Raw genomic sequence first — 17,425 nt, forward strand, 5'->3', positions numbered from 1 at the left:
GTCTGGAAACAGGAGATTGACGTGTACGATCGACGACTCGAGGCCATATCGGCCGCCGCGGAGCTGGGAAGCTTCTCACGGGCGGCGGCAAAGCTGCGTGTGTCGACGCCGGCACTCGTCAAGCAGGTATCGGGTTTTGAGGCGGAGTTCGGTATTACGCTGTTCGAACGCTCGCACTCGGGCGTCAAGGTGACGCCGGCGGGCGCTCTGCTGGTGGACGACGCGCGCTCGATTATGCGGCAGTCCGAGGACGCGCTGCGCCGTGCCCGACGCGCGGCGGGCGATGGCGGTGCCGTGCGCCTGGGCGTGTCGATGATGTGCCCGGGGCGCCAAACGCTGTCGATGTGGACGGGCGTACACGAGCTGGAGCCATCGTTGCGCTTCGAGATCGTGCCGGTGAGCGACCTCTACGACGAGCGCGAGGCCGTTATGCGCAGCTTAGGCCGCGAGGTCGATGTGGTGCAGTCGAGTTTTTCGACCCCGCGCTGGGGTGACGCCTGCCAAAAGCTCCTTATCGTCAACGTACCGTTTTATATTGATGTGCCGCGCACGAGCCCGCTTGCGCGCAAGACGCGCATCACGGTTGCCGACCTGGAGGGCATGCGCCTGCGCGTGCTCCGTCACGGCAACGACGCTATGGACAGCCTGCGCATCGATCTTTTGGCCGATGGCGGCGTGGACGTGATCGACGTGGACAGTTTTGACTTTGCGCTCTTTAACGAGGCGGAGGAAAAGGGCGATGCGGTGCTCACCTGCGGGGCGTGGTCGGGGGTGCACCCGGCCTTTGTGGGCGTGCCGTTCCTGTGCGGCCGCGAGGTGCCGGTCTTTTTGCACTACCCGCTCGAGCCAACCCTCCAAGTCCAAAAATTCGTCAACGCCATGGCCCAACTCCTCAACTAGTTCATTTGGGATGAGTAGTCTTTTTGGGACGGGGCTTTTTTAGCTACCCAATCTGGTGCCGTCGAAGCATGACGCCGTATTTGGCACAGGGTAGCTAAAAAGCCCCGTCCCAAAAAGACTAACAAAACGAGGCCCTGGCCAAACGGCCAGGGCCTCACTAACTTTTATTCCGTTTTAAACGACGGGCTGATTGCGCGCAGGAGGTCTCCCAGGCGGGCCGGGGTGTAACTTCCGCGCGCAGTTTCGCAGCGAAGCGAGAATGTTTGAGCACGGAGGTTACACCCCGGCCCGCCTGGGAGACCTCCGTGGAACAAGCCTATCTACTCGAGCTCAAACGCACCCGTGTACAGCTGGTAGTAATACCCGCGCTTGGCGATCAGCTCGTCGTGGTTGCCGCGCTCGATGATGCGGCCGTGGTCCAGACAGATGATCGCGTCGGAGTTGCGCACGGTGGAAAGGCGGTGCGCGATGACAAACGTCGTGCGGCCCTCCATGAGCTTATCCATGCCCGCCTGCACGATGGCTTCGGTGCGGGTGTCGATGGAGCTCGTGGCCTCGTCCAGAATCATTGCCGGCGGATCGGCGACGGCGGCGCGCGCGATCGAAATCAGCTGGCGCTGGCCCTGCGACAGCTGGGCGCCGTTGCCGGTGAGCATGGTGTCATAGCCGTCGGGCAGGCGGGTGATAAAGTCGTCCGCGCCCGCGAGCTTGGCTGCCGCGATGCACTCCTCGTCGGTCGCATCCAGGTTGCCGTAGCGGATGTTGTCCATCACGGTGCCGGTGAACAGGTTCACGTCCTGCAGTACCACGCCCAGCGAACGGCGCAGGTCGGACTTGCGAATCTTGTTGACGTTGATGCCGTCGTAGCGGATCTTGCCGTCGGCAATGTCGTAGAAGCGGTTGATGAGGTTGGTGATGGTCGTCTTACCGGCACCGGTGGCGCCGACAAACGCGACCTTCTGACCCGGCTTGGCGTACACGGACACGCCGTGCAGCACCTCGTGGTCGGGCGTATAGCCAAAGTCCACGTTGTCCATGACCAGGTCGCCACGCAGTGTCACGTACTCGATCTCGCCGGTCGCGCGGTGCGGATGCTTCCACGCCCACATGCCGGTGTGGTGGTCGGCCTCCTCGAGCTCCCAGGTCTCGGGGTTCACCTGCGCGTTGACAAGCGTCACGTAGCCCTCGTCGGCCTCGGGCTCCTCGTCGAGCAGCTCAAAGATGCGTTCGGTGCCGGCAAGGCCCATGACCACGGCGTTGATCTGCATCGAGATTTGGCCGATCTGGCCACAGAACTGCTTGGTCATGTTGAGGAACGGTACCACCACGGCGATCGAGAGCGGCAGGCCCGAGAGGCTCAGGTTGGGCACGCCCAGCGCCAGGAAGATGCCACCGGCCAGCGCGACCAGCACGTAGAGCAGGTCGCCCAGGTTCCCGAGGATCGGCATGAGGATGTTGGCGTACATGTTGGCCTTCTGCGAGACCTCGAAGAGCTTCTCGTTGCGCTCGTCAAAGTCGGCCTCGGCGGCAGCCTCGTGGCAGAACGCCTTGACGACTTTCTGGCCGTTCATGACTTCCTCGATATGGCCCTCGACCACGCCGAGCTCGGTCTGCTGCGCGATAAAGAAGCGCGCGGAGTTGGAGCCGAGCAGCTTGGTCATAAAGGCCATAAAGGTGACGCCGGCGATGATGACCAGGCACATCCACACGCTGTAATACAGCATGATGAAGAACACGGTGACGATGACGATGATCGTCATGAGCAGGTTGGGCAGCGACTGGCTGATCATCTGGCGCAGCGTGTCGATGTCGTTGGTGTAGTGGCTCATGATGTCGCCGCGCTGGTGCGTGTCGAAGTAGCGAATCGGCAGGTCCTGCATGCGGTTGAACATCTTCTCGCGCAGCTTCTCGAGCGAGCCCTGCGTGATGACGGCCATGGCGCGGTTCCAGAAGAGCGAAGACGCGACGCCCACGGCGTAGATGCAGCCGAGGGTGGTCACAAGCTTCAGAATTTTGGGCTGCGCGGCCGTCCAGTCGCCCGACTGCCATGATTCGCTGATGACTTGCAGCGCGCTCTGGAGAAACGTCGCGCCGATGGAATTGATGATGGCGCAGAGCACCACGCCGGCGACGACGAGGGGCAAAAGCACCGGGTAGAAGCCAAAGAGCATCTTGATGAGGCGCGTCATGGTGCCACCCTTGCGGTTGCGTGCGCGCTCGGCGGTAGCTGCCTTACTCATGTGCCTCGCCTCCTTCCTGGGTCTGAGCTTGCGTTGCGGTCATGTCGGTGTTGTCTGTCACCGTGTTCGCGTCGCCAGAGACGTCGTCGGCGTCTTGCGTACCTTCGGCAGACATCTTGTTTTGCGAGGTAAAGGTCTCTCGGTAGATCTCGCTTGTCTTAAGCAGCTCGTCGTGGTTGCCGATGTCCTTGATGCGGCCGCCCTCCATGACAATGATGCGGTCTGCGTCTTGCACGGAGCTGATGCGCTGGGCGATGATGAGCTTGGTCGTGTTGGGCAGATAGCTCGCCAGGCCCTCGCGGATCTTGGCGTCGGTCTTGGTGTCGACGGCGCTCGTGGAGTCGTCCAGGATCAAGATCTTGGGGCGACGCAGCAGGGCACGCGCGATGCAAAGGCGCTGCTTCTGACCGCCGGAAACGTTGGAGCCGCCCTGCTCAATCCAGGTGTCGTAGCCCTTGGGGAAGCCGTCGACAAACTCGTCGGCGCAGGCCAGATGTGCGGCCTCGCGGACTTCCTCGTCGGTGGCGTTCGGGTCGCCCCAGCGCAGGTTCTCGGCGATGGTGCCGCTAAACAGCACGTTTTTCTGCAGCACCATGGCTACCTGGTGGCGCAGCGCGTCCAGGTCGTAGTCGCGCACGTCCACGCCGCCGACGCGCACGGTGCCCTCCGTGACATCGTACAGGCGGGCGATCAGGTTTACGAGCGTCGACTTGGCCGAGCCGGTGCCACCGATAATGCCGATGGTCTCGCCGCTCGTAATATGCAGGTCGATATCGTCGAGCGCCTGGCGCTTCGCGTACTCGGAATACTTAAAGCTCACGTGGTCAAAGTCGATGGAGCCGTCGGCAACCTCGAGCACGGGCTCGGCGGGATCGGCGATCGTGGGCTCGGCAGCCAGCACCTCGGTAATGCGGTGTGCCGATTCGTCGGCCATGGTCACCATGACAAAGATCATCGACAGCTGCATCAGGCTCATGAGAATCTGGAAACCATAGGTAAAGGTCGAGGAGAGCTGGCCCACGTCGAACAGGGTGCCCTGGCTCGTGATGATGAGCTTGGAACCCAGGTAGATGATGACGACGAACGCGCCGTTGACGCAGATGTTCATCATGGGGTTGTTGAAGGCGAGCAGCTTCTCGGCGCGGGTGAAGTCCATCTGGACGTCGCGCGCGGCGGTGGCGAACTTCTCCTTCTCGTAGTCCTGGCGCACGTAACTCTTGACCACGCGCATGCCGGTGACGTTTTCCTCAACGGATTCGTTGAGCGCGTCGTACTTGTGGAAGACGCGCGAGAAGATGGGGCGCACCTTAAAGATGATAAAGAACAGTCCAAAGCCCAGCAGCGGAATGATGACCAGGTAGACCATGGCAACGCTGCCGCCCATGATAAACGCCATGGTAAAGGCGAAGATCAATACCAGCGGCGCGCGCACGGCGATACGGATGATCATCATAAAGGCCTGCTGCACGTTGTTGATATCGGTGGTGAGGCGCGTGACGAGCGAGGAGCTCGAGAACTCATCGATGTTGGCAAAGCTGAACGTCTGGATCTTGTAGAACAGGTCGTGACGCAGGTTCTTGGCGAAGCCGCAGCTCGCATGGCTGCAGGTGATGCCCGCGGCGGCGCCAAAGGCGAGCGACGTCAGCGCGATGAGCACCAGAAGGCCGGCGGTGGGCAGCATCTCGGTAACGGCGGTGCCGTCCTTGATGGCGTCGATCATGTCGGCGGTGATAAACGGGATCATCATCTGGCAGATTACCTCGCCAAGCACCAGCAGCGGTGTGGCGATCGTGACCTTCATGTAATCGCGGATGCTGCCCATAAGGGTTTTAATCATCCAGTTCCTCCCAGGTTACGCGGATTTTCTCGAGCATTTCGGCGAGGTCCTCGCGCTCGTCGTGGGTGAGCGCGCTAAAGGCCTGCTCTCTAAAGCGAATGCGGGCCGCCTGATCGATGCGGGCGTTTTCTCGGCCGGTTTCGGTCAGGCGAATGGTGAGTTGCCGTCGATCTTTGGGGTTACGGCTGCGCTCGATGAGGCCGTTGAGCTCGAGCTTGGACAGGATCTCGGAAAGCGACCCCGGCTTGAGGTCGAAGTGCATGCCGAGTTCCTGCTGCGACATCTCGCCGCCGGGCTGCTTGGCCAGCAGGCAGATAATGGGCGCCTTGCCGGACACGCCTCCGCCATGAAAATGCATGTAATGGCCGCAAAAGCCCAGGCCATTGAGGATGCGCTTGGCAAGCTTGTCTTCTGAGCTAACCGCTTCGGGTGCATCCGCCGGCTGTGACGGGTCGCCGCCGGGCTCGTGCGAACAAAGGTTAAGAGGTTCATCGCACATGAATTAGTGTTGCTCCTTTCTTTAGTTAGGTAGTGGAATTGTTTTGTGCCTAACCAATCTAGGAGCATGAGAAATGAATGTCAAGGTACCAAACTAGTGATTACGCGGTTTTACCAAACCGCGTAACGGCTCGACGCTGCAAACGTTCCTAAGCGGCAATCTGGCGTTCAATCGTCGGGCATGGCCACAAGGCCTATGCCCTCCTCTTTCGCGCCACCTTGCTCGCTTAGGAACGTTTTCGCTGTCCGTCCTCAACCTGTGATTCCGCCACGGTCCGCTTCGGTGCATGTGATCCCTTGGGGACGGAGGAAAAGGGATCATTTTCCGAAACCTTTCCGCAACAATTTGCACTTCGCACCGCTCGCCTCCGCTCACAACGTCCCCTGCGCTACACTTAGTCGCACCGTGGCGCTGCCGCGCCGCGCCCGAAACAAGGGAGACCCTCATGAAGAATACTCAGCTGCTGCTGATTAACGATATGTGCGGCTACGGCAAGGTCGCGCTTTCTGCCATGCTGCCGGTGCTGTCGCACATGGGCTATCGCATCCACAACCTGCCGACGGCCCTCGTTTCCGATACGCTCAACTACCCCAAGTTCTACATCCATGACACCACGGAGTATGTGCGCCAAAGCCTCGCTATCTGGGAGGAGCTCGGCTTTGAGTTCGACGCCATCTCGACCGGCTTTATCGTGACCGAGGAAGAGACGCGTATCATCTCGGACTTTTGCCACCGTCGCGCGCAAAAGGGCACCAAGGTGTTCGTCGACCCCATCATGGGCGACAACGGCAAGCTCTACGCCGGCGTGCCCGAGTCCACGATCGGCCTCATGCGCAGCCTGCTCGAGTGCGCCGACTATGCGGTGCCCAACTACACCGAGGCGTGTCTGCTCACCGATACGCCTATTGCAGAGCAGATCACGCCCGATGAGGCCCGCGCCCTTGTGGACGCCGTGCGCGAGTTGGGTGCCAAGTCGGTGGTCATTACGAGCGCCGTGGTCAATGGCACGAACGCGGTTATCGGTTACGACCATGTAGCGGGGGAGTACTTTACGATTCCCTTTGAGCTCATTCCGGTCTATTTCCCGGGCACGGGCGACACGTTCTCGGCGGTGCTCGTCGGCCGCGTTATGGCCGGTTGGAGTCTGCAGCGCGCGACGTCCGATGCCATGCGTGTGGTAGCTGAGCTTATCGAGCGCAATGCCGGCCAGGAGGATAAGTCCGCCGGCCTTCCCATCGAGGCCTGCCTGGACGTGATCGACCATGAGTAACGCTGGCGAGGGCGGCGTCAAGCCTGCGGGCGAGAACAAGCCGCTCAGCGCGCCGCGTGGCAAGCGTCCGCGTATCCGCGTGAGCTGCGTGGACCAGCTGGGTGCGTGCCGCTGCCACCATGGTCACAAGCCGGGCGACGTCTTTGACTTCGACCGAGACCGCGGCAAGATGTGCGCCATGGCCTGCCATGTGGGCTTTCCCTATATTGATATCCTGCGCTATGGCGGAACCGTGCCTGGCAACGAGCCTGGTACGGCAAAGTTCTGCTGCCCCGAGGTCGACACCCTCAACGTCTGGCTCGCCGAGATCGTCGACGAGTAGTTGAACGTGGATTTTCTCCCACCGAGAAAATGAGCGTGGATTTTCTCCCGTTTAGAGCGCACTTGAACGCTCAAAGTGGGAGAAAATCCACGCTCAATTTGTATGCGGGAGATAATCCACGCTCGTTTTATGCCAATGGCGCACCTCGCGCGCCCGCGAACCTACAGCTGCTCGAGCATAGCGGTGCAGCCGGCGAGCACATCGCGGTAGGTGGCGTCGAAGTTGCCGGTGTACCAGGGATCGGCCACGTCGCCGGGGCGCTCGGTCCAATCGAGCAAGCGCGTAATCTTGCCGTCGGGGTCGTCGCCAAAGATGCGACGCAGGCCACGCGCGTTCTCAGCATCCATATAGACAATGTGATCCCAGTCGCCATATTCCGCGCGACGCACCTGGCGCGCACGGTGGGCAACGACAGGAATCCCGACTTCACGCAGTTTGGCAACGGTACCGTGGTGCGGCGGGTTGCCGATCTCCTCAGTTGAGGTCGCTGCAGAATCGATGACAAACTCGCCCGCGCGCCCAGCGCGGTGCACCAGCTCGGTAAACACCGACTCAGCCATCGTCGAGCGACAGATATTCCCATAGCAGATAAACAGTACACGTTGCATATGCGGTTTCCTTTCGATCGCCATCATCGAGCTCGAGTATCGCATCTGCGCTTACGCCCTCGCCCGCTTGCGCTCCCAGCGAGCCAGCTTAATCGTCACCAGCGTAAGGGCCCAGGCCACAAGCGAGAACGCGGCGCCCACTGCGCCTACGTATGCAATGCCAACTCCGCTTACCACGGCGCCGCCCACCGCGGTGCCAAACGAAATGCCGACATTAAACGCCATGGGCTCAACCGAGCTCGCGAGCACCATCGATTTGGGATGGCGGCTGCGCGCCACGTCCATAAAGTGCGTGATGCACGACACCGAGAACAGGTACATGAGCATCGCCAAGCTAAAGACAAAGACCAGCGCGAGCGGCATGGTGCCGCCCACAGCAAACAACCCGAGTAACGCCACAGCCTGCAGCACAAACGTCACGAGCAGCGCCTTCATGCCAAAGCGCGCGTCGATCCATCCGCCCAAGATGTTCGAGATCAGGCAGAACACGCCGTAGGCCATAAGCGTGGTACTCGCCTGAACAGTGCCCATGCCCAGCACCTGCTCAAGATAAGGCGTCACGTAGCCGTAGAACACATAGACCGATCCCACGCCAAACAAAAAGATGAGCATGCCGGTGATGATGCTCGGTTCGCGTAGAAGCCCCGCCTGCTCGCGAAAGGTGGCAGGCTCGTCGGTTTGCCCAGCGCGCGGCATAAACGCCACGAGCGCTCCGCAGATCAAAACGGCAAAGGTCAGCGTGCCGTACATGGCCACGTGCCAATCGAGCGTGTCGGCCACGAACTTGCCGATCGAAGTGACAGAGACCATTGCCACGGAAAACGCACCATATACCACCGAGATGGCAAGCGAAGTTTGCTGCGGGGACAGCAGCTCGGGGATGTACGTCACGCCCACGGCGAGCAGTGCGCCCGAGACGGATCCCAGGACAATGCGCGAGATAAACAGCACCTGGAAGTTGGGCGCCAACGCCATGACCAGATTGCCGAGCACAAAGATAACGCTGTAGCACACGAGCAGCTGGTAACGACGGAAACGCCCCGTGCTGAGCGCAAGCACCGGCGTCGCGATGGCGTAGACCAGTGCAAAAACGCTGATGAGCTGGCCCGCAGTGGCAAGCGATATGCCGAGTTCCGTCGCCAAGTCACTTTCGATGCCGATGACCACGAACTCGGAGCAGCCGAGCGAGAATCCCAGCAGCACGAGCAGCGCCAGGCAGAGCTTGGTGCGCGCGGGGGAGAGCGCGGCGGCGGTTGATTTACTTTTAGACGTGGTTGCGGCGGTCAAGGTTGTCACTCCAATGTCGCATGAATAAGCGGGATTCAATCTCTGCAACTCTAGCAGAATGTGTCAGGTACCTGCCCCCTTTGTCGCAGGCTGCGCTTGCCTGTATAGTCGCAATACAGGCGAAGATGGTCTCAGGTACATCGCGGGCGACAGGAGATCCCATGGGTATGCACACGACAAAGGTTGCAGCGGGCGAGGGCAAGTTTGCGCTCGAGGCCCAGTTGACGGTGACGCCGCAAGGCATGGCGGTGTACGCTTGCTCGCCGGAGTTCGCGCACCTGGGCGCCACGGCGCAGGCCATTCCGCGTCCCGAGCCCGGCCGCACGGCGACGGTGAGCATCCTGGCCGTTCCGTGCCATCGCGACGAGATCCCGGCGCACGATATCGCGGCGGCGTTGGCCACGCGCTTTAGCGTGCCCGTTACGGCGAGCACAGGTTTTCATGTCGAGCAGGCGAGCAAGGACGACCTGCAGCGCGTGCTCGACACCACCAAGGAGCTCATCGCCGCGCTCGAGGAAGCCGCCACGCGCATTCTGCGTGCCGGCTGGGATGAGGGCGGCGCGGGCGCCGAGGTCGTGGCGGTCGATGCCGCGACCGGCGAGCCGCTTGGCCCCGTCGACCGCATCGATGCCCATGCCGATGAGGACATTCTGCATCAGGCATTTCTGACGCTTCTGGTCGAGGGCCGGGGCGAAGACGCGCGCCTGCTGCTCTGTCGCCGCAGTCCTCTCAAACGACTGTGGGGCGGGGTGCTGGCCGATAGCTGTGCCGGCCATCCGCTCCCCGGGGAGGACGTTACCGCCGCGACGGCTCGCCGCATCAACGAAGAGCTTGGCATCACGCGCGAGCCCGATCAGCTCAAGCACCTCGGACACGTGGTGTACCGCGAGGACCACGGCGACGGCCGCTGCGAGTGCGAATGGTGCGAGGTGTTCGCAGCCCATGTTGAGCCGGGCGAGCTGCATATCAACCAAGAGGAGATCTCGGAGGTGCGCCGCGTGGCCCCGTCCGAGCTCGACGGCTATCTGCAGGGTCACCCCGAGCAGCTGGCCCCCTGGCTCCGCGAGGCCCTGGAGGTCCCCTCCATCCGCGCAGCCCTCGCTATGTGAAAAAAGACAGTCCCTTTGCCACATCCAAACCGTCACAACATTCGATGAAAATCTCGAAATCGAGGAAAAGCGTCGAATGTTGTGACGGTTTTTGCCCAGAGGATCGCTTCCCATCTAAAAAATCCCGCTTGACTGTATTGTCGCAACACAGCGCAACGTAAGGGGTGTCCGATAACGGGCGCCCCTTTTTAAGTGGCAACGTGGCTGCGAATTCGGAGCGCCCCCAACAAGAAAGGTGGGGAGATGGAAGCGGAAAAGAAGGCATTTAAGATCACCAAGCGCGAAATTGGCTTTGTGCTGGGTATCGTTGTCTTTTTGCTGGTGAAATTTCTTCCTTTGGCGGAGCTGAGCTCGACGGTCGAGCTCACGGTCGGCGGTCAGACCTGTCTGGCACTGACGCTCGCCACGGTGGTGTTCTGGGCATGTGGCGTGGCGCAGCCAGGCTTTGTGGGCCTGCTCTACTGCGCGCTGCTCGTTCTGTTTAAGGTGTGCGTGGACGACACGGGCGCTGCGAGCATCTCGGCGACGGTCGCCTCCACGTTTAGCTCGTGGACCAAGGCCACTATGTGGCTCGTCATCGGCGCCTACCTCATCGCCAGCGCGGTCAAGGAGTCGGGCCTGGGCGAGCGCATCGCCTATGCGTTCATGCTCAAGTTCGTGCGCGACGCCAAGTCGCTCATCATCTCGATCTTCGCGCTCACCTTTGTGCTGTCGCTGCTGATCCCGCATCCGTTCCCCCGTGCCTTCCTCATCCTCGCCGTCGTCTCGGTTATCGCCGAGTCCGCCGGCTACGGTGACGATGACCGCGGCAAGCTCGGCTTCCTCGTGTTTGCCGCTGCCGCCCCGGGCTCCATGTTCTTCCTGACGGGCGACTCCACGCTCAACCCGCTCGTTGCGCAGTACAGCGCCGAGGCCGGCGGCATGAGCCCGTCCTTCGTCGACTGGTTCCTGTACATGAGCGTGCCCATGCTGGTTGCGCTGCTGTGCACCCTGTTCCTGGGCCTCTTCCTCTTTAAGCCCAGCAAGGAGCTCGTCTACGATCGCGAGCAGATCGTGGCCAAGCAGGCCGCGCTCGGCAAGCTCTCCGTTAAGGAGATCCGCACCATCGTGTGGCTTGTCATCGCCATCGCGCTGTGGCTCACCGTCTCGGGCGATTACATCGGCTGGGTTACCCTGGCTATCGGCGTTTCTCTCGCCATGCCCATCATCGGCGAGGTCCTCACCCCCGCCAGCTGGAGCGCTGTCGACATCAAGTCCCTCATGTTCCTGACGGCTGCCATGGCCGTGGGCTCCGTGGGCGGTGCCACCGGCATGAACGCCTGGATCGCCGATGTCGTGCTTCCCAGCTCCGTGCCCGAGAACATCTTCCTGTTCGCCCTGCTTGTCGCCGCGCTCTCCATGGTCATCCACATGTTCATGGGCTCGGTCATGGCCGTGCTCGGTGTGTGCGTGCCGGCGTTCATCAGCTTCGCGGCCGGCTCCAGCGTGAGCCCGCTCGCCGTGGCGCTCATCGTCTTCACGTCCATCAACATCCACTACATCCTGCCGTTCCATAACCTGCCGATCCTTATCGGCGAGGGCAAGGACGCCGGCGGCTACACCTCCAAAGAGGCCATGCGCATGGGTATTCCCCTCACCGCGGTCGTCTTTATCGTCGTGCTGGTCGAGGCCGCCTGGTTCCATCTCTTTGGCCTGATGTAAGCGGTCGAGCGCTGGGCTGTAAGCAGCCGAGTGCTTGAACTGCGAGTGGCCGAGCGTCCCATCTATGAGCGTCGCGGCCCCACTACGTTACCCAGCCCGGCGGCATCCTCGCCGCCGGGCACTCTCCCGAAAGGAGCATGCTATGTCCACTACCGATGCTTCCCAGATCCACGACCTGCGCTCCGCGCTCGACTTTTTGCGCGAGATGCCGGGCCAGCTGCTCGAGACCGACACCCAGGTCGATCCCGATGCCGAGGTCTCGGGCGTCTATCGCCACGTCGGTGCCGGCGGCACCGTTATGCGCCCGACCAAAGAGGGCCCGGCGATGGTCTTCAACAACGTCAAGGGCTTTGACGATGCCAAGGTCTGCATCGGCATGCTTGCCAGCCGCAAGCGCGTTGCCGCCCTGCTCAACCTGGACGAGGAGCACCTGGGCCTCGAAATCGGCAAGCGCTTCGAGAACCTGATCGCGCCCGAGCAGATTGCCGAGGGTACGCACGTCGACTGCCAGGAGGTCGTGTACAAGGCGACCGACGAGGGCTTTGACCTGCGCAAGATCGTCCCCGCTCCCACCAACACGCCCGTCGACGGCGGCCCCTACATCACCATGGGCCTCGCCTATGGCACGAGCCCCGACGGCTCCCAGTCCGACGTGACCATCCACCGCTTCTCCTGCGTCGACAAGGATAAGCTTGCCATGTGGATTACCCCCGGCAGCCGTCACCTGGGCGCGTTCTTTGACGAGTACTGCCAGCGCGGCGAGGACATGCCCATCTCCATCTCCATCGGCCTGGATCCCGCCGTGTACATGTGCTGTGGCTTCGAGGCGCCCACCACGCCGCTCGGCTTTAACGAGCTGCAGATCGCCGGTGCCCTGCGCGGCCACGCCGTCGAGCTTGCCGACTGCGTCACCGTTCCGCAGAAGTGCATCGCCAATGCCGAGTACGTGCTCGAGGGCTACCTCATGCACGACGAGACCATCAACGAGGACGTCAACGGCCACGGCTACGCCATGCCCGAGTTCCCCGGCTACACCGGCGGCGCCAAGGTCTGCCCGGTGATCAAGATCACCGCCGTCACCACGCGTGTCAACCCCATTATGGAGAGCTGCATCGGCCCTTCGCACGAGCACGTGTCCATGGCCGGTATTCCCACCGAGGCTTCCATCTACAAGATGGTCGAGACCGCTATCCCGGGCCGCCTGCTCAACGTCCATGCTGCTCCCTGCGGCGGCGGCAAGTTCGTTGCCATTATGCAGTTCAAGAAGTCGAGCAAAAATGACGAGGGCCGTCAGCGCAACGCCGCCATGCTCGCCTTCTCGGCATTTTCCGAGCTCAAGCATGTGATTCTGGTCGACGAGGATGTCGACATCTTCGATATGAGCGACGTGATGTGGGCCATGACCACGCGCTTCCAGGCCGACGTCGACCTCATCACCATCCCCGGCTGCCACTGCCACGTGCTCGACCCGTCCAACGACCCCGCGTTCGATCCTTCGATCCGCGAGCACGGCATCGCCTGCAAGGCCATCTTCGACTGCACGGTCCCGTTCGACCTCAAGAAGAACTTCATCCGCTCGCAGTTCATGGAGATCGACACAGACAAGTGGGCCAAGGAGATTGCTTTCTAGTAAGTAGCCCTACCAAGTAGTTAAGGAGTTGTCATGCCTGAGTCTTCTGGCCGTCCCCGTCGCATTGTCGTTGGCGTGTCTGGCGCCAGCGGTGCCGCGCTGGGCCTTGAGTGCCTCAAATGTCTGCGTCAGGCCGGTGCCGAGTCGGCGCTTGTCGTCACGCGCGGGGGAGAGATCACCATCGAGCAGGAGCTCGGCATGACGCTCGACGAGTATGCCACGCATGCCGATGTGGTCTACGACAACAAGAATATCGGCGCCGCCATCGCAAGCGGCACCTATCCGGTCGATGGCATGATCGTGGCACCCTGCTCCATGAAGACGCTCGCCGGCATCGCGAGCGGCTACAGCGACAATCTGTTGCTGCGTGCGGCCGACGTGCAGATGAAAGAGCAGCGCCGCCTGGTGCTCATGGTGCGCGAGACGCCCTTCAGCGCCATTCACGTCGACAACATGGCGCGCCTGGCGCGCGTACCGGGCGTCATGCTCATGCCGCCCATGCTCACGTTTTACAACGGCCCCGTCACGCTCGACGACGCGGTGCATCACATCGCCGCCAAGGCACTCGAGGCCGTCGGCGTGTCATGCGCAAACTATAAGCGCTGGTCATAGGCGTCTTTAGGGTAGGATACGAGTAGTGTTTGAGCCCGCTGCCCCTGTGGGCGGCGGGCTTTGGTGTGTCGGGAGGATCTATGCAGACGGGCATGTATGCGATTAGCGAGATGGCGAGCTTGTTTAACGTTTCGCGCCAAACGCTCATCTATTACGACAAGATCGGTCTGTTTAAGCCCGCCGTGGTTAACGAAAAGGGCTACCGTTTCTATTCGCCCACGCAGATCCCGCTCATGCGTCTGATCTGCATGCTGCGCGACCTGGGGCTCGAACTCGACGAGATCGACCGTCTGACCTCGACGTTCGACATTGGCGAGATGACCGATCACCTGCGCTCACGGGTGCAGGCGCTCGATGAGCAGATCGCCGAGCTCAAAGCCGAGCGCGCGAGCGTGCAGGAGCGCCTGAGCTTTTACGACGAGGCGGTTTACTGGCGCGAGCGCGAGGGCAGGCCGGAGCTCAAGCAGTTTGAGCGCCGCTACGTGGTCTTTGAGGAGTTCCCGGGCGATATCGAGCGTGGCCGCTCGATGCTTCACCCCACGCTCATGCGGGCGATTCTGCGCATGCGTACGTTGACGGGCACGCGCCCCATGCGCGGCTGGGGCGCCATGCTACGTCGCGAGGCGCTGCATTCCGACGACCCCATCGCCGGCGCCGGCTCCTTTGCCGTGCTGCCGCGCGGTGCCGAGGGGCTACTGCCGAGCGATCCCGCCGAGCTGGCAGAGATCGGCATCGAAGTGCTGCCCGAGGGCACGTATCTGTGCATGAGCCGCTGGGGTATGCCGTACGAGCCCGAGGGCATCCGCGCCATCGTTGCCTGCATGGACGAGCACGCGCTCCAGCCCATCGGCAACGCCTTCGACTTTTGCTACCTGGATACCACGAGCTACGACGAGTCCCACCAAGAGGACTTCTGCTGCATCCAAATCCCCGTCACCCTCGCAATGTGACAAAGGGACAGTCCCTTTGTCACATCCACGCCCATTTCTTATAAACTTGCAAAATCTGCAAGTTTCTAAGGTAACATCTTATAAACTTGCAAATAATGCAAGTTTATAAGATGTTACGTCTGGCCGGGCGCTAGGGAGACTCTATGAACATCGTTCGCCGAAGCCGCTATCTTGATCGACTCATTGCTTTTCAGGATACCGACCTCATCAAAATCGTGACGGGTATACGCCGTTGCGGCAAATCCACGTTATTGGACATGATGAGGGAGCACCTGGCGCAACAGGGGGTGCCGGCCGAGCGTTTGCTGACCTTCAAGATGGAATCTCTAGAGTATGCGGGGATTACAGATTACCTGACGTTTTATCGCATGGTTCGGGAGCGCGTTGACGGTGTCGATCGCCCCTATCTGTTCTTTGACGAGCTCCAGAATGTCGAGGGCTGGGAAAAGGCGGTTAACTCGCTCCGAATCGATTTGCCGTGCGATATCTATGTCACGGGCTCCAATGCCTTTTTGCTATCGAGCGAGCTTGCAACGCTTATCTCGGGCCGGTATATCGAGGTCAAGATGCAGCCGCTCACGTTTGGCGAGTATCTTGATTTTCGCTCGATTGATGCGGTCGTCGCCGAAGGGCTTGGCGAGAGGGCCGAGCTCGTTTCCAAGACGGGCGATCGCCTTAATTCAAACACCGTGCTCGAGCAGTACATAACCTATGGCGGCATGCCGTTTCTGGCTCGTGACGAGCCGAGACGCGAACCGTGCCGTGACTACATCCGCAGCCTCTATCAGACGATTGTCGCGCGCGATATCCTATTGCGCGCGACGCGTAGAGGTCGCGGAGCTATCACCAAGCGCGGCGTTCTCGAGCGGCTCTGTGCGTATCTGGCAGACAACATCTCCAATCAAACCTCGGTCAACAAAATCGTAGGGACGCTCAACGAATCGGCGGGCGGTAAGACCAACGCATCGACGGTGTCGGCGTATATTGACGCTCTGGAAGAGACGTACCTGTTTACCAAGGTAAAAAGGTATGACGTCAAGGGGCGGGAGCTTCTCAAGACAGGCGGTAAATATTACATAGCCGATACGGGAATCCGCAGCTATCTTGACGGATATAGAGGCAGCGATAGCGGAAGGATGCTCGAGAACGTTATCTACAACCAGCTTGTCTTTGAAGGATACGAAGTGTTTTGCGGCCATCTGCGCGCGGGGGAAATCGACTTTGTCGCAATCGGCGAGGGATCGGACCGTAAATATATCCAGGTTACCGAACGGATCGATGCCGAGGCGACCAGAGAGCGCGAGCTGCGACCGCTCAAACTAAACACGCTGGGAAAAATCCCTGATTCGTACGAGAAGATCCTGATCGTCAGGGATGGTGAGCATCCAACAGACATCGACGGCATCAGAATCGTAGGGGCGGTCGACTTCTTGCTGAGAAACAAGATCGCCCACGGCTAAACGCAAAATGTGACAAAGGGATAGTCCCTTTGTTACATTCCATGCGAGCCGCCGTGCCATCTGGGGGTATAAGGCTGGCAAGTGTTTATTTGCGAGGCCAAGGGGGCGCCCCGTATGGATATTGATAACTTTGAATGGTGGTATAGCGAGGGCGAGGCTCCGGACGAAGAGTGGGACGAGCCCGCGCCGCGTGACGTGTCGAGCGACGAGGACGAGACCGGCAACGTCGTCGCCGCCGACTCGGACGCCGCTCTCGACCCCGTCGAGCCCCTAACCTTTGAACAGGCCTGGGCCCAGGCCGAGGCAGACGAGGCCAAGGCCGACGCTACGGCCACGCTCGGCGAGCCAGCCGACATGTCCATCTCGCCGGCAAAGACCCCGCAACCTCGCCATACCATCGACCCCGACAGCACGGCATCCTTCAGCATTCTCGACGTGCCCTCGCAGGGTGCTCAGGCGCCCGCGCCCACACGTCGCCCCAATCTGTCTCGCGAGGAAGATGCAGGACGTCGCTCGCCGCTCGGCCCCATCCTTATCGCCTTCATGGCCGGCGTCATCGCTTGCTCGGCGATCGGAAATGTCTGGAGCCACGTGGAGCAACAGCGCAAAGACGCCGCCAAGGTCGAGATGTCTGTCGAGCAATCGCTCAGTCGTACGCGCTCGGTGCATGTGGCGGTTGAGGTCAAGGACGGTGCGACATGGGACACCGCCCGCGGAGACAGCCAGATGCTCATCCATATCGTGGGCCGCACACTCAGGGGGCAGGCGATTGACGAGTATCAATATGTCAACTCCGCTGGTGACGGCATCGAACTCAAGCCCGGCGACTACGAGCTTACGGTCGATGAGCCGCCCGTCGTCACCGATGGCACGCGCTTCCGCGCCTCAAAGCGCATGGTTCCCGTGAGTTTTAATTCACAGGCGCCCGATACGATCGATAGCACGCCGCAGGGCGGGTTCGACCTTTACGCAATCGCTCAATAACTGCGCCTGCCGCTTC

The 17,425-nt window shown here is 61.2% G+C and carries 15 protein-coding genes; 10 read left to right on the plus strand and 5 right to left on the minus strand.

Annotated features, from left to right (window positions below; all coding sequences use genetic code 11):
• Positions 1-21 precede the first annotated feature (21 nt).
• A complete protein-coding gene (locus ACEG18_RS08730; RefSeq protein WP_372542349.1) occupies positions 22-900 on the plus strand; it encodes a LysR family transcriptional regulator in 879 nt (292 codons plus the stop codon).
• Positions 901-1,220: 320 nt separating this feature from the next.
• Here the strand turns inward: ACEG18_RS08730 and ACEG18_RS08735 are convergent, their stop codons facing one another.
• From ACEG18_RS08735 to ACEG18_RS08745, 3 genes are read right to left on the minus strand one after another with little or no spacing between them, the layout of a single operon-like run.
• Positions 1,221-3,140: an ABC transporter ATP-binding protein gene (locus ACEG18_RS08735; protein WP_372542351.1), complete on the minus strand. Its 1,920-nt coding sequence runs from the start codon at positions 3,138-3,140 to the stop codon at positions 1,221-1,223.
• The gene (locus ACEG18_RS08740) at positions 3,133-4,977 is read right to left on the minus strand and encodes an ABC transporter ATP-binding protein (protein ID WP_372542353.1); all 1,845 of its coding nucleotides are present in this window, start codon (positions 4,975-4,977) and stop codon (positions 3,133-3,135) included. Before ACEG18_RS08740 ends, ACEG18_RS08735 begins: the two co-directional genes overlap by 8 nt.
• Positions 4,970-5,476 (minus strand): MarR family winged helix-turn-helix transcriptional regulator, encoded by a 507-nt coding sequence (locus ACEG18_RS08745; RefSeq protein WP_099432335.1) that lies wholly within the window; start codon positions 5,474-5,476, stop codon positions 4,970-4,972. Before ACEG18_RS08745 ends, ACEG18_RS08740 begins: the two co-directional genes overlap by 8 nt.
• 445 nt (positions 5,477-5,921) lie before the next feature.
• Here ACEG18_RS08745 and ACEG18_RS08750 point away from each other — a divergent pair, with 445 nt between their 5' ends.
• Together ACEG18_RS08750 and ACEG18_RS08755 are read left to right on the plus strand one after the other, a co-directional pair.
• A complete protein-coding gene (locus ACEG18_RS08750) occupies positions 5,922-6,746 on the plus strand; it encodes a PfkB family carbohydrate kinase (RefSeq protein ID WP_372542355.1) in 825 nt (274 codons plus the stop codon).
• Positions 6,739-7,068, plus strand: a complete 330-nt coding sequence (locus ACEG18_RS08755; protein ID WP_372542356.1) for a TIGR04076 family protein — start codon at positions 6,739-6,741, stop codon at positions 7,066-7,068. The genes ACEG18_RS08750 and ACEG18_RS08755 overlap by 8 nt, the downstream gene beginning before the upstream one ends.
• 161 nt (positions 7,069-7,229) lie before the next feature.
• On the opposite strand, the gene ACEG18_RS08760 is transcribed toward ACEG18_RS08755, so the two are convergent.
• Both ACEG18_RS08760 and ACEG18_RS08765 read right to left on the minus strand, forming a co-directional pair.
• Complete coding sequence (locus ACEG18_RS08760; protein WP_372542358.1) at positions 7,230-7,676, minus strand: low molecular weight protein-tyrosine-phosphatase; 447 nt, start codon at positions 7,674-7,676, stop codon at positions 7,230-7,232.
• A gap of 51 nt (positions 7,677-7,727) precedes the next feature.
• Entirely contained in the window at positions 7,728-8,963 is a 1,236-nt protein-coding gene (locus ACEG18_RS08765; protein ID WP_372542360.1) for an MFS transporter, read from the minus strand.
• Between the two features lie 161 nt (positions 8,964-9,124).
• Between ACEG18_RS08765 and ACEG18_RS08770 the strand changes: the two genes are divergently transcribed.
• The 7 genes from ACEG18_RS08770 to ACEG18_RS08800 all read left to right on the plus strand — a co-directional run bounded on the left by ACEG18_RS08770 (position 9,125) and on the right by ACEG18_RS08800 (position 17,409).
• A complete protein-coding gene (locus tag ACEG18_RS08770) occupies positions 9,125-10,072 on the plus strand; it encodes an isopentenyl-diphosphate Delta-isomerase (protein ID WP_372542362.1) in 948 nt (315 codons plus the stop codon).
• A 243-nt stretch (positions 10,073-10,315) separates the two neighbouring features.
• Positions 10,316-11,773, plus strand: coding sequence for an SLC13 family permease (locus tag ACEG18_RS08775; RefSeq protein ID WP_372542364.1), 1,458 nt, complete (start codon positions 10,316-10,318; stop codon positions 11,771-11,773).
• Between the two features lie 142 nt (positions 11,774-11,915).
• Positions 11,916-13,403 (plus strand): UbiD family decarboxylase, encoded by a 1,488-nt coding sequence (locus ACEG18_RS08780; RefSeq protein ID WP_372542366.1) that lies wholly within the window; start codon positions 11,916-11,918, stop codon positions 13,401-13,403.
• Between the two features lie 33 nt (positions 13,404-13,436).
• Positions 13,437-14,015: a UbiX family flavin prenyltransferase gene (locus ACEG18_RS08785; RefSeq protein ID WP_372542368.1), complete on the plus strand. Its 579-nt coding sequence runs from the start codon at positions 13,437-13,439 to the stop codon at positions 14,013-14,015.
• Positions 14,016-14,095: 80 nt separating this feature from the next.
• Positions 14,096-14,965 (plus strand): MerR family transcriptional regulator, encoded by an 870-nt coding sequence (locus ACEG18_RS08790; RefSeq protein WP_372542369.1) that lies wholly within the window; start codon positions 14,096-14,098, stop codon positions 14,963-14,965.
• 143 nt (positions 14,966-15,108) lie between these two features.
• On the plus strand, positions 15,109-16,425 hold the full coding sequence (locus ACEG18_RS08795; RefSeq protein WP_372542371.1) for an ATP-binding protein: 1,317 nt from the start codon (positions 15,109-15,111) through the stop codon (positions 16,423-16,425).
• A gap of 114 nt (positions 16,426-16,539) precedes the next feature.
• On the plus strand, positions 16,540-17,409 hold the full coding sequence (locus ACEG18_RS08800) for a hypothetical protein (protein WP_372542373.1): 870 nt from the start codon (positions 16,540-16,542) through the stop codon (positions 17,407-17,409).
• Positions 17,410-17,425 lie beyond the last annotated feature (16 nt).

The organism is Collinsella aerofaciens, from assembly GCF_041537385.1.
Classification (GTDB): Bacteria; Actinomycetota; Coriobacteriia; order Coriobacteriales; family Coriobacteriaceae; genus Collinsella; species Collinsella aerofaciens_BV.